The organism is Leptotrichia buccalis C-1013-b, assembly GCF_000023905.1.
In the GTDB taxonomy this organism is placed as follows: domain Bacteria; phylum Fusobacteriota; class Fusobacteriia; order Fusobacteriales; family Leptotrichiaceae; genus Leptotrichia; species Leptotrichia buccalis.
Genome location: NC_013192.1, coordinates 705,413 through 730,189, shown reverse-complemented (window position 1 = coordinate 730,189; position 24,777 = coordinate 705,413). Strand labels below are relative to the sequence as shown.

The window sequence follows — 24,777 nt, the reverse complement described above, 5'->3', positions numbered from 1 at the left end:
AAAAGATTTTAGTATATTTTATGAAATTAGAAATAATAACCAAACTTAATATTTTAAAGTAAATTTATAAAAGAAAAATTAATAAATTTGAAAACAAATTATTCTATAAAAGCACAAAAAAATAATTGAAAGGACAATTTGGAATGCGATTTGATTTGGATAAAGATGTAAAATTCATATTGAAACAACTGAATAAAAACGGAACAGGATTTCTTGTCGGAGGAGCAGTTAGAGATAAGATTCTAAATAAAGATCCCGGTGATTATGATTTTGCAACTGATATAGAATATTCAGAGCTGAAAAGAATTTTTGCTGATTATAACCCAAAGGAAATGGGAGCTCACTTTGGAATTCTTATGATAAAAGTGAATGGAAAAAGTTATGAAATAGCAAAATTTCGGAAAGAAACAGGAGTTTATAATAGCAGATATCCAAAGGAAATAAAATTTGTAAAGACAATCGAAGAAGATTTGTCAAGGCGGGATTTTACGATAAATTCGCTGGCTTATAATGAGGAAACTGGAATAGTTGATTTGTATGGCGGAAAGCAGGATATTAAACGGAAAGTAATAAGATTTGTAGGGAAGCCAAAGCTGAGAATAGAAGAAGACGCTCTTAGAATTTTAAGGGCTTTTCGATTTATTTCAAAATTAGGATTCAATTTGGATAAAAAAACTGCTGAAGCTATTTGCAACAAACGAAAATTTTTGACCAAAATATCAAAAGAAAGAATTTTTGACGAACTAAGTAAAATTCTTATGGGAAATTTTGCTAAAAAGGCTCTTATTGAAATGAAAAAATTGCGGGTTCTGGAAATGATAATTCCAGAATTTCGTTATGCCTATAACTTTGACCAGAATAATCCTATTCATACCGATGATTTATTCAATCACATAATAAAAGTCATCCATCTTTGCGATTACGATTTAATAACAAGATTTGCTGCACTTTTTCACGACTTGGGAAAAATCAACGCAAAAATTATTGATGCAAAAGGAATTTTCCATTTTTATGGGCATGAAAAGGAAAGTGCATTAATTGCTGAAGAAGAATTAAGAATGCTTAAAGCTTCCAATGAAACCATAAACTCTGTAAAAAAAATTATAAAAAATCATATGCTAATTTATGAAGATGTTTCAGACAAGACTTTGAAAAAATTAATTATTGAAATGGAAGATAAAAATTTAAAAAGACTATTTAATTTATTTTATGCTGATTTAAATTCAAAAGGAATAAAATCTAAAAAAGAAAATGAACAAATTTTAAAAAATTTCTGGGACAAAATTGAAAATATAAAAAAACAAGGAAAAATACTCCAGTTTAACGATTTGGATATAACAGGAATTGACCTTATAAATTTAAAATTTGATAACCGAAAAATCGGAGAAGTTAAAAATAGGCTATATGACCTTGTTTTAGGTGATGAATTAGAAAATGAAAAGGAAGAATTGTTAAAATATGTTGTAAATTACTACAAGCTAGAAAATAATTTTAAATATGAAAATTCCTGCGGAGCCATTGTTTTTAATGAAAATACAGAAAAAGTTCTACTTGTGAAAATGCACAACGGAAATTGGGGCTTTCCAAAAGGACACATCGAAAGTAACGAAACAAAAGAAGAAACTGCAATCCGCGAAGTTTTTGAAGAAACTAATATAAAAATAAAAATAATTCCAAACTTTGAACGTGAAATAAAATACATTCCAAATGAAAATACAATTAAAAAAGTCACATTTTTTGCAGGAATAACGCAAGAAGAAAATGTCATTGTAGAAACTCACGAAATAGAAGATTTTAAATGGTGTACCTACGAAGAAGCATTAAAATTAGTTACTTATAAATTGCAGAAAGATGTACTAGAAAAATCAAGAAAAGTGATTATGGAACATATTCATAAAACAGAAAAATGAAATATTGTATAAAAGGATAGCTAAAATAAGAAATGAAAACTGAGAAAATTTTAGGATACGAAGTTCACAGGAAAAAAGTAAAAAATATAAATTTACGGATAAAGCCCAATATGGAAGTTTATATTTCTGTGCCAATGAATTTACATCGTGATTACATTGAAAATTTTATCCGTTCTAAAGAAAGTTGGATAAAAAGTGTTTTGAAAAAAGTTGAGAATGTGAAGGAAAAACAGAAGGGCTTTGAGTACAAAACTGGCGAAATTCATAAATTTTTGGGAAAAGAATACAATTTAACTGTGAAAACAGGAAATTTTAATGGCGTAAATTTAGTAAATAATGAAAAAAAGCCGAATATAATTTTAACAGTAAATGAAAATATTTTGGAAAATATTGACGAAAAGAAAAAAATTATGGAAAAATGGTATTTTGAAAATGCAAAAAAGTTATTTCCACAATTTATGGAAAAATGGCTGAAAATATTGGACCAGAATGTGGAGAAAGTGGCAATAAAGCCGATGAAAACTAGATGGGGCTCGTGCAATTATGTAAAAAAATATATAACTCTTAATACGGAGCTTATAAAAAGGACACCTTTTGAGATAGAATACGTAGTTTTACATGAATTAACTCATTTGAAGTATCCAAATCACGGGAAAGGTTTCTATAATTATGTCGAACGATATATGTCAAATTACAAGATTGCTGAAAAAATGCTAAATGCTAAACATTATTATTAATTTTACAATAAAAATAAAAAAAATTATAAACATTAAGAATATTTTTTCTTTAAATTAAAACAGGAACTATCAATTAAAGACAGTTCCTTTATTTTTTTATTAGGGCGTGTCTGAAAACTCAAAATCAATAATATTTTTAATGATTATCAAATAATATACCCATAATCAATGAGTTGAAACATTGCTCTCAGTCTGATACAATAAAAGAAAAGCACAGGAGGCTTCTATCATGCAAAGAAGATATGAAATATCAGATGAACAGTGGAATAAAATAAAGCATATGTTTCCCAAAGCTAAGACAGGACGTCCAGGCAAGGATTTACGCCTGATGTTTAATGCTGTGCTATGGATTGCCTGCAGCGGTGCACCTTGGAGAGACCTTCCTGAACGTTTCGGTTCATGGAAGACGGTCTATTCTCGTTTCTGCAAATGGCGTGACGAGGGGACTCTGCTTAAAATATTTGAGCATTTAAGGGAAGATGCCGACTATGAGAACTTGAGCATTGACTCTACAGTAGTTAAAGCCCACCAGAGCAGTGCAGGAGCTAAAAAAGGGCAAAAAATTCAGAAGTGAATCAGCACATCGGGAGAAGCTCAGGTGGAAGGACAACTAAGATCTATGCAGTTGTTGATGGACTTGGAAATCCGCTGTACATAAAACTTACTGCAGGACAGATTCATGATAGTACGCAAGCAATTAAAATATTGTCGCAGCTAAGCATAAAAGACAGCAACATACTGGCAGACAAGGCATACGGAACAAAGGAAGTTCGGGAGTACATAAGAAAACACGGGGGAGAATGTGTAATACCTCCGAAGTCAAATGCAGTAAACAAATGGGAATGCGATTACCATATCTACAAGGAAAGACATCTTGTGGAATGTTTTTTTAATAAGCTTAAACAGTTCCGCAGAATAGGAACACGCTATGATAAGCTGGCAAGCACATTCATAAATTTTATTTATATAGGATGCATAATAATTTTAATAAAATAAATTTAAGTAATCATTAAAAATATCATTGATTTTGAGTTTTCAGACACGCCCTAATTAAATTAATTATCACTTATATCATAATCAGCTAAAACCTCAATTTCTCCATTTTCATAGACAAAAAGTCCCGTCACAGCCTCATGAGGCAAATCCTTGTGCATTTTCTCGGCAGCCTGACGAATATACCCTTTTTGCGTTTCATCATCAGTAGGACATCCAGCACAGTCGCTATGCCCTGCCACAAAAATATGATCAGATTTATGTTTATTAACCGAAATTAAAACAACCTTATCTTCTATACTCTTTAAATAATCCTCATCACTAACAATTTTATTCACAGCTCCTGCATCAGTAATAGTATCTACAAAAGTATATCTGTAATTACTTCTAATATATTTATTCACAATATGAATAAATCTCCCATCCATACAACAAACTAAAGTACAAAACATAATTTCCTCCTTCATTTAAACAACTCCATATTTTCAAATTATTAAAATTTTAAAGTTATTTAAATTATATCTTAAAGATGTTGAAATTATAGCATATCTAATGGCAAAAATCAAAATTTTTAACTTAATAAGACAGAGTAAAAAATATAGGGGCAATCATTAAATACCACAACAAATCTTTTTTGACTGCTTTTTTTAAAATATTTTACTTTGTGATATTTCTTTCAAAATTTCCCTAATCGGACATTCTCCTCCTCTCAAATATGGCATATTTGTGCTTTTTCCTGTTTCATTAACAATTTCTGGCAAGCATTCCATCTCTATTACCTTTTCTAGTGAACTCGTTCTTTTGCCGCTAAAGTACAATTCATACGCTTTTTCCTTGTTTTTTCCATAGTTTTCAAAGAAAGTGTGGTATAGCGCTCTTGCCTTTATCTTTCTTCTTGAAAATGCTTTCGGCCTGCTTGACAAAAATCTTGAGCATTCGTGGGACACAAGGGCTTCCATCCTTAAGCCTATGTAGTCCTCCTTCGTGTATATTCTTCTTATCTTCTCATACTGGTTAAACAGCATCTTCGTATGATCTTTTCTTCTCTGACTTACATTCTCCTTTTCCTTGAAATTTTTATAAAAATTTTCAAGTTCTTTAAAATCGTCTCCCTTTAGCCATTTGTAAAGATTTTTTGATATTTCCTTGTCCCTTTTAGAAATTTCAGCTATGGCTTTTACTAAATGGAACTTGTCATATATGTGTATTGGCTTGTAAATTCCAAGCTCTCTTACAAAGCTGTCTATCCATATTCCTCCATCAGAGTTCACAATTAGTTTCTTTTTGTCCATATTGTATCTTTTTTCAAGATAGTTAAGTACATACTCCGACACTTCCTCAAGCGATACGGATGTAGGAAACATTATTGTGTGCTTGTCAATGAGTTTGTTCCTGTTTCTGCAGATTTTCTCAATTCCACGATATATATTACAACCATCCTCATATATGTATTTTTACTTCTTCTACACCTCATATGATCTTCATCAATCTCCATATATACTGGCGAATTGTCATCTCTTTCAAATCTTTGAATATCAAGTTTCGGCATTTGAAAAGAATTGACAAGATTATACACGGTAGCCCTTGAAATACCGTAAGTTTTTGCAAGAAATGAAGCCGTGGCATATTGATACTCAAAAGTATAGTAAAAATCATCTCCTCAGAAAGCCGTCTATACCGTTTAAGTCCAATTTTTTCATCAATGTAATAATGAATGCCTGTTTTTTTGTTTACATATTTTCAAGTTACATCCCCGAAGGCAGTGATAACAGTTCTTTTAACAAATCCTTTGCTTTTAAACTTATCTTTTCTTTCGTTGGAATGAAAGAAGTAATCATCAACTCTTTTGACATAAACTCTAAATAGCGTTTCAAAAGCTTTTGTGACAAACAGCTTAAACTGCTGCTCAAACGGAAGTCTGAAAGAAAAAATATTTGTAAAAAAAGTCTTTACAAGTGAAGAAAAATTTGATATTCTAATCATAGAGGGAACCACCTTTCAATAGGATTTGGCGATTATATTGTAACTGGTTTCCTCTTTTTTGTTAATTTGAAATTTAATTAAATTTATTTGCCCCTATATTTTTTACTCTGTCTATTAAACTAAAAATAATTTACAAAATGGCTTGCGAATGATATAATTTAAATATAAAAGATGTTGAGGGTTTTTTTGTATTGTGGTTAGAAAAACTTATGCAGTTAGAAGGAAAGGAGAATTAAAGATGATTACAAAGAGCTTCGAAAGAAAATTAGAAAAACTTGGTGCATTTGAAATTAGCTTTGATATGTTGAAATTATCAGAAAAGAATGAGAAACATTTGAAATTTTTGAATGCAGGAAGAGGAAATCCTAATTGGATTAATACCTTGGGAAGATTAGCTTTTGCAAGACTGATGGAATTTGGCGTGTCAGAATGCAAAAGAACTCTAGATAAAGGAGATTTAGCTGGATATGTTGACTCCAATGGAATTGAGGAGAGGTACAATGCTTTTTTAAATCGTGACGATGAGGTGGATGTATTTCTTAAAAAGATCGTGGAGTATAGTGTAGACCATCTAGATTTAGATAAGAAAAGCCTTATTTTGGAGCTTACAAATGGCATTATAGGAAATAATTATCCGGTTCCTAGCCGTTGTTTGGAGAATACGGAGCACATTATCAATGCATTTCTTCAAAGCATTCTATATGGGAAGGCTAATTTAAGAAAAAATACTAAGGTATTTCCAGTAGAAGGCGGTACGGCTGCAATTGTTTATATATTTGATTCCTTAAAGCATAATGGACTACTTAATGAGGGAGACCGCATTGCAATCAACACACCGGTATTTACTCCTTATATTCAGATTCCGAGACTATCAAATTTTGATTTAGCAGAGGTCGATCTTCAAGCAAGGGAAGAAAATCAGTGGCATATTCCAGATTCTGAATTTGAAAAGCTTTTGGACCCTTCTGTCAAGGCATTTTTCTTAGTGAATCCATCAAATCCGGGTTCTCGTAGTCTTACAGATGAGAATTTGGAACAGTTAAGAAAGGTAGTTGTAAAGCGTCCGGATCTTATTATTATAACAGATGATGTATACGGTACTTTTGTAAATGGATTCCGCACTGTTTATTCCGTTTGCCCAAGAAACACTATTTTGGTTTATTCGTATTCAAAGCTTTATGGTGTTACAGGATGGAGACTCGGAGTTATAGCAATTAATGAAGATAATGTTTTTGATGAACTGATTAAGAAGCTTCCTGAGAAGAAGAAGAAAGAACTAGAAAGCGATTATTCTATCGTTACATTTAATCCTTCGGAAATGGGCTTTGTTGAAAGGATATGTGCAGACAGCAGATCTATTGGATTGTATCATACAAGCGGGCTATCTACACCACAGCAGATTATGATGGTTCTTTTCTCTATGACTCATTTGGTTCTTGAAAATGAAAAGGATCAATACATTGAAGCTTGTAAAGAAATTATAGCGATTCGTTACCACAATTTAATGTCTACATTAGGCTTACCTGAGGATAACAGTGATTCCAATGCTAAATATTATACACTGATTGACATATATCAACTTGCAGAGACAAATTATGATAAGAACTTCGCAACATGGCTTAGAAATGAATTTGAGGAAATAGATTTTCTTTTACATCTAGCAAAGGAAGATGGTGTTGTGTTGATGGAAGGAGTTGGTTTTGGAGCAACTCCTGGTACAGTTAGAATTTCAGAAGCAAACCTAGAGGACAATGATTATAAGAAAATAGCAAACCGTATTATATCCCTTTTGAAAGAATATTACGAAAAGTATACAAAAGAGAAAAAAAAGCTATAGTATGGAGGAATTTAAAATGAATATAGGTTTAATCTCACATGAAGTGTTGGAAACAGCACAACGTATTACGGTAACAGGCTTTTCTGATATAGCCCATTATTTGATTGCTAATCCAGTCATTTCTATCTTTATATGTCTTGCACTTGGATATTTTATTGGAAAGGTAAAGATAAAATCCTTTACGGTAGGTGCCACTGTAGGAACTTTGTTGGTAGGACTTCTCATTTCCCTAATATTGAAGGGGGCAGGAACTTACGAAATTGACGGAACGGTGAAGACAATCTTTTTCTCACTATTTATTTTTACTATCGGATATGAGGTTGGACCTTCATTCTTCGCAAGTTTAAAAAGATCTGGCCTTAAAATTATTGTCCTATCCATATTCTTCGCCGTGGTAGCTTTTGCAGTTTCGATTGTTTTGTTTAAGACTTTTAATATTGGAGCTGGAGAAGCTGGCGGAATTTTGGCAGGTAGTCTTACACAGTCAGCAATCATAGGAACAGCGGATTCTACTATGAAGGGTATGCTTTCAGGAACAGAACTGAAAACGGCTGAAAGTCAAATGGCAGTTGCATATGCACTTACCTATGTTTTTGGAACGATTGGGGTAGTTGTGTTTTTGAGAAATGGTGCATCGAAGTTAATTGGTGCAAATTTGACAGATACAGTTAAGAAGAAAATTGAGCAAACAAATTTCCATGAGTCTTCTTCGGAAAACACTGTGGTTGGAAATATTAAAGCACGTGCATTTTGCTTAGAAAAAGGTGCAGAACTTATTGGCAAAACAATCGGTTCCATTGAAGAACAGTACGATGATTCTCTTACAATAATTCAGATTCTTCGAGATGGTAAACAGGTGAATCTTGCACCGGATGTGCAGCTTCTTGAGAAGGATACAGTTATGATTATAGGACTTCTTGATGCAGTATTAAATTTTGAAGCTTCTGGCATGAAGGAAACTAATGATTCAGAAGCTCTTAGGCTAGATGTGGTAAAGCAAGAAATAGTTTTAACTAACAATTTCTCTCTAGATGTTATAAAGAATCTTTCAGAAAATGGAATCGTCATTTCAGAAAGGATGAGAGATAACAATATTCTCCCTGAAGAGGAGGAGTTAAAGGCTCTTGATCACTTGATATTGGTGGGACCAAAAGCTGCTATTTCTAAGGCTGTAAAGAAACTTGGGTATGTGAAGGATACAGGAACTGAGACAGATATATCTTTTATCAGCATCGGGCTTGTAGTTGGTCTATTAATAGGTGCAATCAGCTTCGTTGTATCCAAAATTCCGATTACACTTGGATCTGGTGGAGGAGCTTTAATTGGAGGACTTCTGTTCGGATATTATCAAGATAGACATTCTAACTATGGACTGATGCCGAAAGCAACCCGATGGTTTTGTAAGAGTGTTGGATTAAATCTCTTTATAGCCATTGTGGGACTTATTTCTGGAGCTTCCTTCATATCTGCATTGCAATCTATGGGCTTAAAGGTACTATTAATTGGTATTTTGGTAACCATTTTGCCTCATATTGCTTCCGTTTACTTTGGAAGATTTGTGTTAAAGTTGGATGCTGTAGATATCATTGGTGCTCTATGTGGTGCTGGAACGTGTACAGCAGCACTTAACGGAGTTGTGGAGGAATATGATTCAAGTATTTTTGCTATAGCATATACACCAGGATATGCAATGGGAAATATTTTACTTACAGTCTTAGGTCCTCTTGTAGTAGCAATATGCATACATTAGTTATTTGAGTAGATAAGATAGATAGATTCATACATTTATTTTAAGGAAAAGTGGTTGTATAATATTTAGCGTTGGTGAGAGAAAAAATTCTCTCCCAACGCTAAATATTTGCAAAAAAATAGGAACACACATCAAATCTCGTGTATAATTTAAATCGCACAAAATAAAAAACAAGGAGAAATGATATGTGTTCTAATGCTAGTATAACAGAAATCTTAGGAATTAACGATAAGAATTTAGGCTCTACGGAGTTCTTATCAGGTTACCTTTCTACGGAAAAGTAGCCATTTTTTTTATTAATTCAAACAAAATCTAATCATTCTTTTTTATTTCCTTTTCATTATAGCACTTTAGTAAAAAAAAGTTAAGTAGTGGATTTTTTATTTTTCAATAAAATAATCAATCACATACTCCGCACATTTTATCCCATCAACTGCCGCCGACATAATCCCGCCAGCATATCCTGCACCTTCTCCGCAAGGCATAAGCCCTTCGATATTTGAGAAAAATCTTTCATTTCTAGGAATTTTCACTGGGGATGAACTACGGCTTTCGACACCTGACAGAATTGCATCATAACTGGCAAATCCTTTTATTTTTCTATCCATTAAGGTAATTCCTTCTTTTATGGAATCGTTTATGAATTGTGGAAAAATTTCATTTAAGTTTGCAAATTTGTAGCCTGCCAGATAGCTTGGCTTTACTTTTCCTAATTTTGTTGAGATTTTATTGTTTACAAAATCGCCAAATAATTGAATAGGAGCTTTGTAATCCTTTCCGCCAAGTTCAAATGCTTTTTCTTCCAGTTTTCTTTGAAATTCGACTCCAGCCAGAACGCTTTCTCCTGGAAAATCCTCAGGAAATACATTTACTAAGATTGCCGAGTTTGCATTTTCCAAATCTCTTTGTGAATAGCTCATTCCATTCACAACAAGTCTTCCTTCCTCGCTTGAAGATGGTACAACTACACCGCCAGGACACATACAGAATGTGTAAACTCCACGTCCATTGCTTGTCTTTACATTTAATTTATATTCTGCGGCTGGCAATTTATCAGCAAATTTTCCATACTGCGAATAATTTATCATACTTTGAAGATGCTCAATTCGGACTCCTACCGAAAAAGTCTTCCGTTCCATTGTCACATTTTCTTCGTTCAGCATAAAGAAAGTGTCTCTTGCACTATGCCCGATTGCGAGAACTACAATGTTTGTTGGGATTTCATAAAATTTATTTTCATCAGAATTTTCTATATTTTCAACCAAAATGCTTTTTATTTTGTTATTTTCAGAATCAGATTTTTCATAATTTACTTTTACAAGTTTTGTACTAAAACGGTATTCTCCTCCAAGACTTTCGATTTTATGCCTAATTTTACACATTATTTCGATTAATTTGTCAGTTCCAATATGCGGCTTTGACATATAGTTGATTTTGGGATCAGCACCAGCGAGAATTAATTCATCATAAACCTTCTGAATCCGAAAATTATTTGTATTTGTATTTAATTTCCCATCTGAAAATGTTCCGGCTCCTCCTTCTCCAAACTGCACGTTTGAATATTTGTCCAATTTTCCAGTTTTGAAAAAATTATAAACATCCTTTTCACGTTCATTCACATTTTTCCCCTGCTCAATGATAATCGGCTTCAATCCAACTTCGGCAAGCACAAGTCCAGCAAAAATTCCCGCAGGACCACTTCCGACAATAACAGGACGTTTCACATTTTCAGTTTCTGTAAAGTTCTCAATTTTTTCCGTAGAATAAGGGTTTTTTTCAATTTTTCGCACATTTTTTACATTTCCAAATCTTTTCTTTTCCGTTTCCTCATCAAACTTAAAGGAAATATCCACCGCATAAACAAATACAACATTATCTTTTTTTCTCGCATCAATCGCCTGTCCTGCAATCTCAAAACTTTTTATCTCATTCTCATTGATTTTGTAAAGTTTGTAAACTGTTTTTTTTAAATCATTTTCGCTGTGTTTTACAGGCATTTTTATATTATTTATTCTAATCATTTTTTCTCCTTATTAGTTTAGTTATTTTTAAAAGTTTGGAACATTGTTTTTCATTTAATATAGTAATTTTGCTATAAATCCATTTTAGCAAGGGAGTCAAATTTTCTTGTTATCAAGTAAATAAAATACTAAAATTTATATTTATAGTAACATTTTATACTATTCCCCGTTTAAATAGCGAATTTTTAATAAATTTTGAATTACATACTATTGTTAGTAAAGAATTAAAACTTTTGGTCCTTAACATAGTTTCTATTTTATAATGGGATTTAGTATTGGATTATTTTATTTAATATCAGTTTTTTTCTATTTTTATTCGTTTTTTCCTTTTTTTCGCAGGGTTGCTCATTGCCGCAAATCCTTATCTTGCAGTAAAGGTTTATCCTGATAATTAAAATTATGGCAAGATTGCTACGCAATACCTATGGCTAGACTACGACTTTTATTTGCTCAATTCCGAAACTTCTCCTTCCAGTCGTCAAACAGTCGTAGTTGAACAAATAAAAGCTCCGTCGGTTTATTAAAAACAAAAAATTATATTTTAATTATTTTGAAATACTAGGTTCTTATCCTTTGTTAGAAAAATTTGTAATAAATTCGTTATTTAAATGGGATTTGGTATTAAATTATACAGTTGTTTTTTTAAAGATTTTTTCCTAAAAAATATCCCGATGTCCAAGCCCATTGCAAGTTAAATCCGCCACATTCACCGTAAACATCCAGTATTTCTCCAGCAAAATACAGATTTTTAACTTTTTTTGATTCCAAATTTTCCAGATTCACTTCACTTAACGGAATACCTCCAGCGGTAACTTGGGCTGCTTTAAAGCCATTTGTATCAATAATTTTTATTCTATATTTTTTTAAAGTTGTACAGATTTTACGAATTTCATTGTCTGTAAGTTCATTTATACTTTTTGATAACTTTTCTATTCCTGCCGACTTTGTCAAAAATTGTCCCAGTTTTTTATTGACAACTCCATTAAAAAATTGTTCCATTGTAAAATCCTTTAATATTGTCCGACGTTTTTTCAAAATTTCAAAAATTTCATTATAAGTAAATTTTGGCATAAAGTCAATTTCAAATTCTACATTTTTATAAATTGGGAAAACATATGAAATATTGAAAACTACATTTCCAGAAATTCCAAAATCTGTAAAAAGAAGTTCTCCGTCGTAAGTACAAATTTTTATTTTCTCTCCACTTTCATTTTCTCCAAAAGCTGTAACTTCCACATCCGACTTAATACCCTTTAATCCTTTAATTTTTTCTTTTTCTGCCTTCAGCTGTACAATAACAGGCGTTAATTCTGTAACAGTATGCCCAAAGCTCTTTGCCAGCTCATAGCCACTCCCGTTTGAACCAAGTTCAGGGTACGACTTTCCACCAGTTGCAAGCACTACCTTTTTGGCAATTATCTGTTTTTTATCCTCAGAAATTATCTTAAAATCAAACATTTCCTTCTCAATTTTTGTAACATAAAAATCTGTAATTATCTCTATTCCAAGACTTTGTGCATAAAATCTGAGTCCATCCACAATTGATGCAGCCTGTCCACTAAGTGGATAAACTTTCCCTCGATTTTCCTCATTACAAATAATTCCGATTTCATCTTCAAAAAATCTCATTGCATCCTGTGAAGTAAAACTTTCTAAAATCTTTTCAATCGGCTGCTTCATTTTTTCAATTCCAAAATAATTTTGATTTGAAGCATTCACATTTGTCAAGTTACATCGTCCATTTCCAGTTGTCAGCACTTTTTTCAGAACCCTGTCCTTTCTCTCCAGAATGACAACATCTTTTCCCTTTTTCTTTGCAGTAATGGCTGTCAAAAAACCTGAAGCGCCACCTCCAATTATCGCTATTTCTCTTTTCATCTTATGATTCCATTCTCCTAAATATTTATTATAATAAATTTTAATATTTTTATTAATTACCTAATTAAAAGCCAGTTTATAAAATAAAAACGAGCCGTGTGCTCGTTTTTTTGTATGAAAGAAGTCTAAATGTAGAGATGGGGCGTCTCTATTAGACAGTTATTTATATCACATATATTTTTTTTTGTCAACATTGGGAAAAATTTGAAAAAATTTATTAAAATAGTTTATTTTTTTCAAATTTACACTTTCTTAGAATTCATAGTATAATGGTATATTGTAAAATTTTGTATAGAAAGACGGGATTTTTTATGATTAAAATTGATATGGATATGATTCAAACAATTGGACTTGCTGTTATTTTATTATTAATTGGGATAAAACTTAGAAAGAAAGTTAATTTTTTTGAAAAATATTGTATTCCTGCACCTGTAATCGGTGGATTTTTATTTTCAATAATTGTGTTTATTCTGAGACAGACAAATGTGGCGGAAATTAAATTTGATGATACACTTCAAAAATTCTTTATGGTAATGTTTTTCACAAGCGTAGGATTTAATGCAAGTCTTAAAGTCTTGAAAAAAGGTGGAAAAAAAGTTGTTATTTTTCTATTTGTTGCCGCAGGATTATGTGTTATGCAAAATTTAGTTGCAGTAGCACTTTCAGGATTCGTAGGAATTCCACCATTATTAGCATTAATGACAGGTTCTACTCCTATGACTGGGGGACACGGTACATCGGCAGCAGTAGCTCCTACTATTGAAGCTCTTGGACCTATATACAAAGGGGCAAATGCTATTGCCATCGCCTCTGCAACTTTTGGGCTTATTGCTGGCTCTGCATTGGGAGGGCCTATTGCCAACAGGCTTATTAATAAACATAAGCTTCTTCCTGAACATTTTACAAAAGATAAAATAAAACATAAAAATGAAGATATTGATGAAGAAGTATTGAAAAGACAAAAACCTTATCTTGACGGAGAACGTTTTTCAATGGCATTTTTTTATATCCTTATAGCTATGGGAATTGGTTCTTATTTATCAATGTTAATTGATTATCTGATGAGTATGACAAAAATAGAGGCACATTTTCCAATTTACATTGGACCAATGATTGTTGCGGCAATTATAAGAAATTTATCAGATAACATAAAATTTATGAATGCTCCAACAAAAGAAATAAGTATTCTTGAAGATGTGGCGCTTAATTTATTTTTAGCAATGGCATTAATGACATTAAGATTGTGGGAATTAATTGACTTGGCACTACCTGTGTTTATTCTATTGATTGCACAAATTGTGTTAATTTACATTTACTTAAATGTTGTAACATTTAGAGCAATGGGATCAGATTATGATGCGGCTGTAATGGTTTCAGGACATTGCGGTTTTGGAATGGGAGCAACTCCAAACGGAATTTCCAATATGAAAGCTGTAACAGAAAAATATGTTTATTCAAAAATGGCATTCTTTGTAATTCCAATAGTTGGCTCACTTTTCATTGATTTTGCAAACATCAGCATCATCACGATATTTACACAATTTTTCAAATAACTAAAAAAAAGAAGAAGAACTCAATAATTTAAGCTTTTCTTCTTTTTTTATTTAAATACAGTCCTCAAACTCCAACATATCTTTTCTAATATCCTTTATCAAAAATTTCATCAAATTATCCGATTCCGTCTGAATCAAAAGAAACAATCTTGCTAATATTTTTCCAACAAAAACCTTTTTTATCTGATCCATTTCATTCAAAGTATATTCTTTTAAAAAGTTTATCAAGTCATCTGCTCTATTTAGAAAATTATTAACAGAAATATTTGAAAATCTTTTATCTGAAATAAATCTTTCATAAACTGTTGCATTTTTGTCAATTCGTATTCCTTCCTTTTTCTCCACAGCCGTAGCTTTTGAAAACTGATCAAAAATTTCTGCATACAGCATATCATTTGGTCCTTCAAAAATTGTAAATGGTCTAAAGTCAATCGCTACATTGCTCATCGGATGCCCAACTTCAAATCCTTTTGCCCCTAACAACTTTTGAGCTGTTTTCGCAGCATTGTAAGTATACTCAGTGGCAAGGCTTTTTATAATATTTGCTTCCATAAGTTTATCTGATACCGATTTTTCAGGACAAATATTATTGCAAACATATTTGTACATAATTTTTGATACACCATACGTTGTTTCTATCTCATCCAATTCCTTTTTTACAAACGGAATATTAACTTTTGCATATTTTTTTATATTTTTCACAATGTATTCCATAATCCCGTGTGTCATCCCAACTAACTGCAATCTACTTCGGATAAATATATTTTGAAATTCTCTAAGACAATTTGCCTTGCTTTCCGAAAGTTTTATTACATATTTTGCAGGAATATCAGTATCCACGTGATTTACAGCATATCTGACTGCTTTCAAACCTTCTGAATTTAACACGTCATAAGTTATGTATTCTCTTGGAACTAAAATTAGACTAATTACTTTTGAAAGTTTTCCATCTTTTCTTTCCTTTGCCGCAATTAACAAAAAGTCACTTTGGGAATTTCCTTGCCAATATTTATCAGCTTTGACATGAATTGTATTTTCATCAATGTATTCGTAGTAAGACTGCATTTCCTTTGCAATAGCAGATCCCGAAGTATTAGGTTCTGTTATAGCCAATCCGCCACCTTCACCATTAAATATCATTTCAAGTCCCTTTTCAATCTGCTCTTTATTTCCATATTCAACAAGCGGCTGCAAAACCAACGCTCCTTCAATTCCAGTTCTAAGTGTAATAGGAACTCCATAATTTCCAGCAATTCTCAATGTTTCCTGAATTTCAAATTGACTGTCCTTTCTTCCACCAAGTTTCTCAGAAAGAAAAGGTAATAAAAGTCCATTTTTTTTAATATTACTCCATTTACTTTCTGAAAGATAGTTCATTAAATTTATTTTTTCAATATTTCCATTTGAAAAAACATCATTAAATGCTTTTTTTATATTATCCAAAAATCCTTCTGTACTCATTTTTAATAAATTTTCATTTGTAATTTTTTCCATTTACATCCTCCTAGTAAATAATCTTCCGTAAAATATAACAATATTACATAAAACCAGTTTAAAACTAATTTTATTGTTTATCCATATTCTAAATTTTTTTATTTCTAGCAATTTTATTTTGTATGAAACAAACAATACTTTGATTTTAAAATAATTTGCTTATAGAAGTATTACTAGTATAGCATATATCAAAAAAAAACTCCAGTATAAATAAAACTAGAGTTTTTAATTTTATTATAATCCAAGTACATCTTTCATTGTGTACAATCCCGCTTTTTTCCCAAAAAGAAACTCTACAGCTTTAACCGCCCCATCTGAAAACATCTTTCTAGACAATGCTTCGTGCTTTATTTCAATAATTTCATCATTTTTTGCGTAAATCACTGTATGTTCTCCAACAATGTTCCCACCACGTATGGCATGAACTCCTATTTCTTTTTCAGCACGTTTGCTGTGCCCTTCCCTTCCATAAATTGTTCTGTAGTCTTTTCCATTATCGTCCAGATTTTCCTTTACAACTTCAAGCAACGTATTTGCTGTTCCACTTGGTGCGTCAATTTTTCGATTATGATGTTTTTCGATTATTTCAATATCAAAATCCTTCAATAATTTTGTCGCAAAAGCTACTATTTCATTTACAATATTTACTCCAACTGAAGTGTTTGTTGCCTTAATTATCGGTATTTGATTTGCTGTTTCTTCAATTTTTACAAGCTGCTCCTCTGAATGTCCAGTTGTAGCGATTAATACTGGAACTTCTTTACTAATTCCCGCTTCTAGCACATCCTCTAGCAGACTGAAATGTGAAAAATCTATAATCGCATCAAAATCTATATTATTTCCCTTCAAATTTTCAAAATCTCCATTTCCAAGCGGATCAACCAGCCCAACAAATTCATTTCCAGAATTTATTACTGATTCTTTTACATACTGAGCCATAACTCCAGCACCATATACTATTATTTTCATTCGATTTCTCCTTATAATTTTTTAGTTCAGCTTCAAAGCGATTTTACTATAAAAGACCGAAAATTTCGGTCTTTTCTCATATTATTTTTTATTATTATTTTAAATATAAAACATATTTAAAACTTCCAAATTTTTTATTTTGCACGAATTACTTCCATACGATAGCCATCTGGATCTGTCACAAAATAATAATGTCCTGGTTTTCCAGGTAAGCCCATAAGATCTGTTGTTGGATACCCTAATGTTTTATGTTTTTCATTATCTCCTTCAAGATCGTCCGAAGCAATTGCAAGATGTGAGAAACCATCACCAATTGTATATGGACCGTGACCATAATTGTAAGTCAATTCAATTTCAAAGCTTTCTCCTGGAAGAGTCAAATAAACAATAGTAAATTTATGCTCTGGAAAATCCATACGACGATCTTCCTTAAATCCAAATGCTTTTTCATAAAATTCAATAGATGCTTCTAAATTTTCTACACGCAAACAAGCATGCAGCATATGTAACACAGCCATTTTTGTCTCCTTTTTTACTTTTTTTAATATATGGCCTAATAAATAGTAAAAAATATTATACTAGACCTAATATCCTTGTTAAAAATACTTATCTTATTTATTAATTTTTCCAATAATCCAAAGTAAAATACAAGCTCCTACTACAGATACTAGAATACTGTGAAGATTTAATCCTGTAGCTTTTTCAGCTCCTATAAAATTAAAAACTACTCCTCCAATAAAAGCTCCTATTATTCCTGTTACTATATTAGCTATTACTCCCATTGAAGTATTTTTTTTCATTATTATACTAGCTATCCACCCAGAAAGACCACCAAGTATTATCCATGCTATAATTCCCATTTTATCTCCTTCGATTTTTTCACAAATGAAAAAATTTAATTGTTAAAATTTTAACTACTTCTTGAACCGCTCATATCAAGTTTAAGATGAGGAAGTTTTCCTTTTATTACTTTTCTTTCAATTATTGATTCTGAAGCTCCAACTTTTGTCAATCTTTCTATTACTTCAATTATAAATTCGTCATCTTCATCCAGACGTGCATCAGGCAATCCTAATGCTTCTCTTCCTTCAGGCGTAGAAACTGGCGTATTTATATATTTTATTAATTGATTTGTATTCCCATCTAATCTTACAGTTCCCCATAATAAATCTATATTATCAGAAACTTTATCATTTGGGGAAATAGCTTCTACAGAATGTGCAACTTCAGAGAAGTTTCCATATGCATCTTCATATCCGATAGATACTTCATAATTCTGATTTACATCAATTTCAGTTATATAATGTGACCCTATTCTTTCATGTCTTATAATTTTTCTGTACTCATATCCATCTTTATAAAGTTTTATGATAACATTGTCAACTATTCCATTATTTGATGTCAATCTTTCAAATGTATCGTCACGTATTTCCCAGTATATAAATAATGTTGTAGGATTTTTTGGCATTAATACGATTTCGTCTACAAAATATGCTGCCGGTAATGGAGCCTTGTCAAAGTAAATATCTTCATGATTTGATTTTCCGTCAAATTCTACACCTTTTGCAAATTTTGAACGATTAATTTCTGTTTCCACGTATCTACGTTTAATTTGGTCTGGTGAAATTTTTTCATAATTAAAATTCAAGGTTCTAAAAATTCTTCTGTATCTTTTTCCTAAATTTCCTAATAACTTTCTATTGATAAAATTTCTATAAAACGTTCTGTTTCTTTTCATTATGAAATATTTAATTAACGTTTTTTCGATAATTTCTTTTTCAATAACTTCCATTGAAATAAGATTTTCTAATTTTTTAAGTGCACTTCTATTTTTTTGATTTCTGATTAATTTTTCGTTAGCATAATTTCTGTAATAACTTCTTTTTCTATTCTTTTTTAATTGCTCCATTCCCATTTCCACCTTTACATTATTTTTTGATTATTAAAATGATAGTAATATTTTTACTTATTTTTTTAATCTTTAATTAAAAATAATTAATAAAACATTAGAAATAAATATAAAATTCCAAAGTATATTGATTAAATATAAATTTTGAATTTTTTAAATTAACTTTAAAATTTATTTAAGTACGTATTACTATAATTTCACTTATTATACCATATTTTTTTTAATTTTTAAATTATTTATTTTCTAGTTAAATTACTTTGAATCCGTTTTTTAGTTCCCAAAATATTCTGCTCTTCTTTTATTTTCTGTCTCTTTGCCCTTTCGATTGCGACTTCCCTCGCCATTCTTTCCGCTTCAGCTTTAGTTGCTTCAACTATATTTACTCCTAGAATGACAACTTTATCCTGCCTAACTTCCAGAAATCCGCCTTCCAGATAATATGTGACATCTTCCTTATCCTTTTCACGAACCAGCATTTCTCCCGCACCAATTGGAGTTATATAATTAATGTGCTTGGCGAGTATTCCAATATCCCCGCTTTCAGTACGTAATTTCACAAATTCAACAGGTTTTTCAAAAACAAGTCTTTCTGGAGTCACTGCTTGCAAAATAAATTCCAGTGCCATAAATCCTCCTTTCCACTCAAAATTTTAGACTATATTACTCGAACAGCAAGTTCATTTTATTTAGTCAGTTCGATTTTTAAGCAGTTTGAGTATAGTTTAAGTATAAGTGGAAATTTTTTTATTTAATTTAATTATTTATTGAAAATAATATTATATTTTTAAAATTGTATATAAAAATATTATTATTCTAAAATCAATAAAAACTATTCTGCCATTAATTCTCTAGCTTTTGCTACTGCATCGTCTATTGTCCCAACATATAAGAATGCTTGTTCTGGCAAATCATCGTGAAGTCCGTCTAAAATTTCTTTAAATCCACGAATTGTTTCTCTTAATGGCACGTATTTACCTTTCATTCCTGTAAATTGTTCTGCAACAGAGAACGGCTGTGAAAAGAATCTTTGAATTTTTCTAGCACGGTTTACTGTTAATTTATCATTTTCATCCAGCTCATCCATTCCCAGAATTGCTATAATATCCTGTAATTCCTTATATCTTTGCAATACTTTCTGAGTTTCCCTCGCAATTTTATAATGCTCATTTCCAACAATTTCAGGTTCTAATATTCTTGAAGTTGAATCAAGCGGATCTACTGCTGGATAAATTCCAAGCGACGCAATTTGTCTTGATAATACTGTTGTTGCGTCCAAATGGGCAAATGTTGTTGCTGGTGCTGGATCTGTCAAGTCATCTGCTGGCACGTATACAGCTTGCACTGATGTAATCGAACCTGTATTTGTCGATGTTATTCTTTCTTGCAAAGCTCCCATTTCAGTTGCCAAATTTGGTTGATATCCTACGGCTGACGGCATTCTTCCAAGTAGTGCAGACACTTCCGAACCTGCTTGAGTAAATCTGAATATATTGTCAATAAATAAAAGTACATTTTGTCCTTCCTTATCTCTAAAATATTCTGCCATTGTAAGTGCAGTAAGTCCAACTCTTAATCTTGCTCCAGGCGGTTCATTCATTTGTCCATACACTAATGCTGTTTTGTCAATAACTCCACTTTCAGTCATTTCATTGTATAAATCACGTCCTTCACGTGTACGTTCTCCAACTCCTGCAAATACGGAAAGTCCTCCATGCCCTTTTGCAATATTGTTAATTAACTCTTGGATTAAAACCGTTTTTCCAACTCCAGCTCCTCCAAACAATCCTATTTTTCCACCTTTTAAGTACGGTGCCAATAAATCCACCACTTTTATTCCTGTTTCTAGTATTTCAGAATCAGTTCCTTGTTGCTCAAATGACGGTGCATCTTTATGGATAGATTCTCTTAAAACATCTTCATCCAGTTTTTCGCCTTCATCAACTGCTTCTCCAAGAACATTGAAAATTCTTCCAAGTGTCGCTCTTCCAACAGGAACTTGAATCGGTTTTCCAGTATCTACAACTTCCAGTCCACGTCGTAATCCTTCTGTTCCAGACATTGCAACTGCTCTTACAACATTATTTCCATTATGTGCATGAACTTCAGCTACTAACTTTTCACCTTTTTCGTTGTACACTTCAAGTGCATTGTAAATATCTGGTAATTCTTTTTCAAATTTTACATCTATAACTGGTCCAATTACTTGAACTAATTTACCTTTATTCATCAGCTAAGTTTGACCTCCTTCTTAATTTTCTGCTTTTGATTCTTTAATTTTGTATAAAAATTATTGTACTCCTAAAGAACCGCTTATAATTTCTGTCAATTCTTGTGTTATTTGTCCTTGTCTTTCACGATTATACTGCACTTCCAGATTTCTTATCATTTCAGAAGCATTGTCGTTAGCCTGTTTCATTGCAGACATTCTGGCTGAATGTTCACTCGCTGAATTTTCCAGTAATGACTGATACAGTTTTATATTCAGAACTTGTGGCACAAATGAGTTTAACACTTCCTCCTCTGATGGATCAAAGATATATTCCTTTGTTGGCAATCCTTCTTTTTTCTCAATTGGGAGTAACTTTTCAATTTGAATATTATATTCAATTGCTGATACAAATTTTGAATAAATCATGTAAACTTCATCATAAAAATCATTTAAATAAAATTGTACCACATCTTCACTAATTTTTTTCCCAGTTTCAAACATTGTTTCGGGAATCATTTGTGTATATTCACTGTCAACATTTATATTTCTATTTTTACAATATTCCTTCGCTTTTCTTCCTATTGTCACAACAGAAATTTCCTTGCCTTCCTTTTCAAACTGCTTTTTCATATTTTCAAGTCTTCTAAAAGTATTTGAATTAAAACTTCCACAAAGCCCACGATCTGATGTCATTACAATGATACCGACTCTTCTGACTTCTGATTTTCCATCAAAAATTACAAATTTATTTCCTGTAAGACTTGCAACCAGATTATCAAAAGCCTCATCTACAGCACGTGCATAATTTCTTGATTTTAAAGTTAATACCTGAAATCTTTTAAATTTGGTAGAAGATACAATATTCATCGCATTTGTGATTTGACTGGTACTTTTTACGCTGTCAATACGTTCCTTTATTTCTTTCATATTTGCTGCCATATATTTTCACCTGCTTTACCAGACATATTCTTTTTTATAATTAACTATAAATTCGTCAAGCCCATTTTTCAAGTCATCATCCAACGACTTTTTCTCCAAAATTTCATTTAAGATATTTGAATCATTTCTAATTGCTTCTATTAAATCTTTTTCAAATACTCTCACTTTTTCATTTGGAACATCATCAAAATATCCGTTTGTTACACAATAAAATGAAATTACTTGTTCTTCAACTCTGTACGGACTGTATTGCGGCTGTTTTAACACTTCCATAATTTTAGATCCACGGTTAAGCTGATCTCTTGTAGCTTTATCCAAATCTGAGCCAAATTGTGTGAATGCCAAAAGTTCGTTATATTGGGCAAGTTCCAGTTTTACTTTTGAAGCAACTTGCTTCATAGCCTTGATTTGTGCAGCTCCTCCAACCCGTGATACAGAAACTCCCGCATTTATTGCTGGTCTGAATCCCGAATTAAACAAATCTGTTTCCAAGAATATTTGTCCATCTGTTATCGAAATGACATTTGTTGGGATATATGCCGAAATATCTCCAGCACGTGTTTCTACAATTGGAAGTGCGGTAATTGAACCTCCACCCAATTTATCACTTAATTTTGCTGCTCTTTCAAGAAGTCTTGAATGCAGATAGAAAACATCTCCTGGATATGCTTCCCTTCCTGGTGGACGTTTCAATAACAATGACATTTCACGATAAGCCACAGCGTGTTTTGATAAATCATCATAAACTATCAGTACATCTTTCCCTTGATCCATAAAATATTCACCCATAGCAACTCCTGAATATGGTGCCAAATATTGAAGTGGTGCTGATTCTGATGCAGTTGCTGCAACTATAATTGTATATTCTAATGCACCTGCTTCTTCTAATTTTTTATAAATTTGTGCAACAGTTGATCTTTTCTGACCGATTGCAACATAAACACATAAAACATCGTTATTTTTTTGATTTATAATGGCATCAATTGCAATTGCTGTTTTTCCAGTTTGTCTATCTCCAATTATTAATTCCCTCTGCCCTTTTCCAATCGGAAACATTCCATCTATTGCCTTTATTCCTGTCTGCATAGGCTGTGTAACAGGTTTTCTTGCGATAATTCCTGAAGCCTGTCGCTCAATTGGCATATATTTATCAGCTGTTATAGAGCCTTTTCCATCAATAGGAGTCCCAAGTGCGTCAACTACTCTTCCAAGCAGCTCATTTCCAGCTGGAACTTCAGCTACTTTTCCTAATCCTTTTACTATGCTTCCTTCTTTTATACCTTGTGTTTTTCCAAAAATTACTGCTCCAATGTTACTTTCTTCCAAGTTTAGTGCCATTCCGACAGTTCCATTTTCAAATTGCAGAAGCTCTCCTGCCATAGCGTCGCTTAATCCGTAGATTCTGGCAATTCCATCTCCTACTTCCAAAACCGTTCCAGTATTGGAAATATCCAGTGAACTTTTGTAATTTTCGATTTCGCTTCGGATTATTTTACTTATTTCTTCTGGCTTGATTCTCAAAGAAAAGCACCTCCGTTTCTAAAAATTTTTCTTTATTTCCTCAATTTGATTTTTTATAGAACCGTTAATAACTTCATTACCAATTTTTAAAATTCCTCCGCCAATTATTTCCTTATCAACTTTGACATTTAAGACAATCTTTTTATTGTATTTTTTTTCTAATTTCTGTACTAACTGTTCTCTTTGTTTTTCTGATAGCTCTTTTGCAAATATAGCAGTTACTGGAAGTTTATTATTTTCTTCATAATAAAGTTTTAAAAAATAATCTTTTATTTCTCCGATTAACGATAATCTTTGCTTTTTTACAATATATTTTATTACTCCAAGTGATTCCTTGCTTGTATGGTTAAAAGATTTTTCCAAAAACTTTTCTTTTTTAGAAAACTTTTTTAAAGGATCTTCCAGAATCTTTCTAAATTCCTCACTTTCCTCATAATTTTCCATAAGAATATTCAATACTTCCCTAACTTCATTTACACTGTCAGAAGATTTTGCTATATTATAAATTGCTCCTGCATATCTTTTTGCAATTTCATCATTAGCCATTTTAATCTCCTATCTCATTAATAAACTTATTAATAGTTGCATCTTGTTTTTCGTCGATATTTTCCTTAATAATTTTTTCTGCAAGTTCAACTGCCATTTCTCCAACTTCCTTTTGAAGTTCAAATTTGGCATTTTGACGCATTTTTTCAATATCGGCTTCTGCTTTCATCATCATTCTTTCACGATTACTCATAGCTTGCGATATAATTTGATCTTTTCTATCATCCGCCTGTCTTTCGGCTTTTATCAGAATATCGTTTGCACGTCTTTTGGATTCTTTTTTCAATTTTTCCATTGTTTTTTTCTGTTCTTCTAATTTTTCTTTTTCATTTTCGACAATTTCCATTTCAGATAAAGCTAATTTCTTTCTATCTTCAAGCACTTTGCCGATTTTTTTTGCAAAAGTTCGTGAAAAAAAATAGACTAATACTATAAAGTTTATTATTTGAATAGCCATCGTAAAGTCTATGTTTACTAATTTTGCTCCTTCATTCATTTTTACTCCTTATTAATTCTATTTTTGTTCCT

At 31.7% G+C, this 24,777-nt stretch carries 20 protein-coding genes and 1 pseudogene; 6 read left to right on the top strand and 15 right to left on the bottom strand.

What is annotated here, in order from left to right; genetic code table 11:
- Positions 1–143: 143 nt before the first annotated feature.
- The 3 genes from LEBU_RS03360 to LEBU_RS11685 all read left to right on the top strand — a co-directional run bounded on the left by LEBU_RS03360 (position 144) and on the right by LEBU_RS11685 (position 3,643).
- Positions 144–1,910 carry an NUDIX domain-containing protein gene (locus LEBU_RS03360; protein ID WP_015768922.1) on the top strand — a complete coding sequence of 589 codons (1,767 nt, stop codon included), beginning with the start codon at positions 144–146 and terminating at the stop codon, positions 1,908–1,910.
- Between the two features lie 32 nt (positions 1,911–1,942).
- Positions 1,943–2,647 (top strand): M48 family metallopeptidase, encoded by a 705-nt coding sequence (locus tag LEBU_RS03355; protein WP_015768921.1) that lies wholly within the window; start codon positions 1,943–1,945, stop codon positions 2,645–2,647.
- A gap of 229 nt (positions 2,648–2,876) precedes the next feature.
- Positions 2,877–3,643 (top strand): IS5 family transposase gene (locus tag LEBU_RS11685; protein ID WP_238974506.1). Its coding sequence is split into 2 segments (ribosomal slippage): positions 2,877–3,201 and positions 3,201–3,643, totalling 768 coding nucleotides; the frame shifts between segments, so codons are not numbered across the junction.
- A 59-nt stretch (positions 3,644–3,702) separates the two neighbouring features.
- On the opposite strand, the gene LEBU_RS03340 is transcribed toward LEBU_RS11685, so the two are convergent.
- Entirely contained in the window at positions 3,703–4,092 is a 390-nt protein-coding gene (locus LEBU_RS03340; RefSeq protein ID WP_015768919.1) for a carbonic anhydrase, read from the bottom strand.
- Positions 4,093–4,287: 195 nt separating this feature from the next.
- Positions 4,288–5,623, bottom strand: a pseudogene (locus LEBU_RS03335) (ISLre2 family transposase).
- Positions 5,624–5,816: 193 nt separating this feature from the next.
- Here LEBU_RS03335 and LEBU_RS03330 point away from each other — a divergent pair.
- Entirely contained in the window at positions 5,817–7,460 is a 1,644-nt protein-coding gene (locus LEBU_RS03330) for a bifunctional aspartate transaminase/aspartate 4-decarboxylase (RefSeq protein WP_238974505.1), read from the top strand.
- A 16-nt stretch (positions 7,461–7,476) separates the two neighbouring features.
- Positions 7,477–9,210, top strand: coding sequence for an aspartate-alanine antiporter (gene aspT, locus LEBU_RS03325; protein ID WP_015768914.1), 1,734 nt, complete (start codon positions 7,477–7,479; stop codon positions 9,208–9,210).
- A 380-nt stretch (positions 9,211–9,590) separates the two neighbouring features.
- Here the strand turns inward: aspT and LEBU_RS03320 are convergent, their stop codons facing one another.
- Both LEBU_RS03320 and LEBU_RS03315 read right to left on the bottom strand, forming a co-directional pair.
- Positions 9,591–11,231, bottom strand: coding sequence for an NAD(P)/FAD-dependent oxidoreductase (locus LEBU_RS03320; RefSeq protein WP_015768912.1), 1,641 nt, complete (start codon positions 11,229–11,231; stop codon positions 9,591–9,593).
- 642 nt (positions 11,232–11,873) lie between these two features.
- Positions 11,874–13,109, bottom strand: coding sequence for a BaiN/RdsA family NAD(P)/FAD-dependent oxidoreductase (locus LEBU_RS03315; protein ID WP_015768911.1), 1,236 nt, complete (start codon positions 13,107–13,109; stop codon positions 11,874–11,876).
- A gap of 311 nt (positions 13,110–13,420) precedes the next feature.
- On the opposite strand from LEBU_RS03315, the gene gltS reads away from it, so the two are divergent.
- Positions 13,421–14,662, top strand: coding sequence for a sodium/glutamate symporter (gene gltS / locus LEBU_RS03310; protein WP_015768910.1), 1,242 nt, complete (start codon positions 13,421–13,423; stop codon positions 14,660–14,662).
- A 51-nt stretch (positions 14,663–14,713) separates the two neighbouring features.
- Here the strand turns inward: gltS and LEBU_RS03305 are convergent, their stop codons facing one another.
- The 11 genes from LEBU_RS03305 to atpF all read right to left on the bottom strand — a co-directional run bounded on the left by LEBU_RS03305 (position 14,714) and on the right by atpF (position 24,745).
- Positions 14,714–16,156, bottom strand: a complete 1,443-nt coding sequence (locus LEBU_RS03305; protein WP_015768909.1) for an acyl-CoA dehydrogenase family protein — start codon at positions 16,154–16,156, stop codon at positions 14,714–14,716.
- A 234-nt stretch (positions 16,157–16,390) separates the two neighbouring features.
- Entirely contained in the window at positions 16,391–17,125 is a 735-nt protein-coding gene (dapB, locus tag LEBU_RS03300) for a 4-hydroxy-tetrahydrodipicolinate reductase (protein ID WP_015768908.1), read from the bottom strand.
- Between the two features lie 134 nt (positions 17,126–17,259).
- On the bottom strand, positions 17,260–17,643 hold the full coding sequence (gloA, locus tag LEBU_RS03295; RefSeq protein WP_015768907.1) for a lactoylglutathione lyase: 384 nt from the start codon (positions 17,641–17,643) through the stop codon (positions 17,260–17,262).
- 93 nt (positions 17,644–17,736) lie between these two features.
- Positions 17,737–17,985, bottom strand: a complete 249-nt coding sequence (locus LEBU_RS03290) for a GlsB/YeaQ/YmgE family stress response membrane protein (protein WP_015768906.1) — start codon at positions 17,983–17,985, stop codon at positions 17,737–17,739.
- Between the two features lie 50 nt (positions 17,986–18,035).
- On the bottom strand, positions 18,036–19,034 hold the full coding sequence (locus LEBU_RS03285; protein WP_015768905.1) for a DUF4912 domain-containing protein: 999 nt from the start codon (positions 19,032–19,034) through the stop codon (positions 18,036–18,038).
- A gap of 236 nt (positions 19,035–19,270) precedes the next feature.
- Positions 19,271–19,660: an ATP synthase F1 subunit epsilon gene (gene atpC, locus LEBU_RS03280; protein WP_015768904.1), complete on the bottom strand. Its 390-nt coding sequence runs from the start codon at positions 19,658–19,660 to the stop codon at positions 19,271–19,273.
- Between the two features lie 203 nt (positions 19,661–19,863).
- Positions 19,864–21,261, bottom strand: coding sequence for a F0F1 ATP synthase subunit beta (gene atpD, locus LEBU_RS03275; protein WP_015768903.1), 1,398 nt, complete (start codon positions 21,259–21,261; stop codon positions 19,864–19,866).
- A 60-nt stretch (positions 21,262–21,321) separates the two neighbouring features.
- Positions 21,322–22,182, bottom strand: a complete 861-nt coding sequence (gene atpG / locus LEBU_RS03270; protein ID WP_015768902.1) for an ATP synthase F1 subunit gamma — start codon at positions 22,180–22,182, stop codon at positions 21,322–21,324.
- A 15-nt stretch (positions 22,183–22,197) separates the two neighbouring features.
- Entirely contained in the window at positions 22,198–23,703 is a 1,506-nt protein-coding gene (atpA, locus tag LEBU_RS03265; RefSeq protein WP_015768901.1) for a F0F1 ATP synthase subunit alpha, read from the bottom strand.
- A gap of 18 nt (positions 23,704–23,721) precedes the next feature.
- Positions 23,722–24,249: an ATP synthase F1 subunit delta gene (gene atpH, locus LEBU_RS03260; RefSeq protein ID WP_015768900.1), complete on the bottom strand. Its 528-nt coding sequence runs from the start codon at positions 24,247–24,249 to the stop codon at positions 23,722–23,724.
- 1 nt (position 24,250) lies between these two features.
- Positions 24,251–24,745 (bottom strand): F0F1 ATP synthase subunit B, encoded by a 495-nt coding sequence (gene atpF / locus LEBU_RS03255; protein ID WP_015768899.1) that lies wholly within the window; start codon positions 24,743–24,745, stop codon positions 24,251–24,253.
- Between the last annotated feature and the right edge of the window lie 32 nt (positions 24,746–24,777).

Coding starts and splice junctions, on each gene's coding strand:
- LEBU_RS03360 (WP_015768922.1), top strand. CDS start 144: ATGCGATTTGATTTGGATAAAGATGTAAAATTCATATTGAAACAACTG.
- LEBU_RS03355 (WP_015768921.1), top strand. CDS start 1,943: ATGAAAACTGAGAAAATTTTAGGATACGAAGTTCACAGGAAAAAAGTA.
- LEBU_RS03340 (WP_015768919.1), bottom strand. CDS start 4,092: ATGTTTTGTACTTTAGTTTGTTGTATGGATGGGAGATTTATTCATATT.
- aspT (WP_015768914.1), top strand. CDS start 7,477: ATGAATATAGGTTTAATCTCACATGAAGTGTTGGAAACAGCACAACGT.
- LEBU_RS03320 (WP_015768912.1), bottom strand. CDS start 11,231: ATGATTAGAATAAATAATATAAAAATGCCTGTAAAACACAGCGAAAAT.
- LEBU_RS03315 (WP_015768911.1), bottom strand. CDS start 13,109: ATGAAAAGAGAAATAGCGATAATTGGAGGTGGCGCTTCAGGTTTTTTG.
- gltS (WP_015768910.1), top strand. CDS start 13,421: ATGATTAAAATTGATATGGATATGATTCAAACAATTGGACTTGCTGTT.
- LEBU_RS03305 (WP_015768909.1), bottom strand. CDS start 16,156: ATGGAAAAAATTACAAATGAAAATTTATTAAAAATGAGTACAGAAGGA.
- dapB (WP_015768908.1), bottom strand. CDS start 17,125: ATGAAAATAATAGTATATGGTGCTGGAGTTATGGCTCAGTATGTAAAA.
- gloA (WP_015768907.1), bottom strand. CDS start 17,643: ATGGCTGTGTTACATATGCTGCATGCTTGTTTGCGTGTAGAAAATTTA.
- LEBU_RS03290 (WP_015768906.1), bottom strand. CDS start 17,985: ATGGGAATTATAGCATGGATAATACTTGGTGGTCTTTCTGGGTGGATA.
- LEBU_RS03285 (WP_015768905.1), bottom strand. CDS start 19,034: ATGGAGCAATTAAAAAAGAATAGAAAAAGAAGTTATTACAGAAATTAT.
- atpC (WP_015768904.1), bottom strand. CDS start 19,660: ATGGCACTGGAATTTATTTTGCAAGCAGTGACTCCAGAAAGACTTGTT.
- atpD (WP_015768903.1), bottom strand. CDS start 21,261: ATGAATAAAGGTAAATTAGTTCAAGTAATTGGACCAGTTATAGATGTA.
- atpG (WP_015768902.1), bottom strand. CDS start 22,182: ATGGCAGCAAATATGAAAGAAATAAAGGAACGTATTGACAGCGTAAAA.
- atpH (WP_015768900.1), bottom strand. CDS start 24,249: ATGGCTAATGATGAAATTGCAAAAAGATATGCAGGAGCAATTTATAAT.
- atpF (WP_015768899.1), bottom strand. CDS start 24,745: ATGAATGAAGGAGCAAAATTAGTAAACATAGACTTTACGATGGCTATT.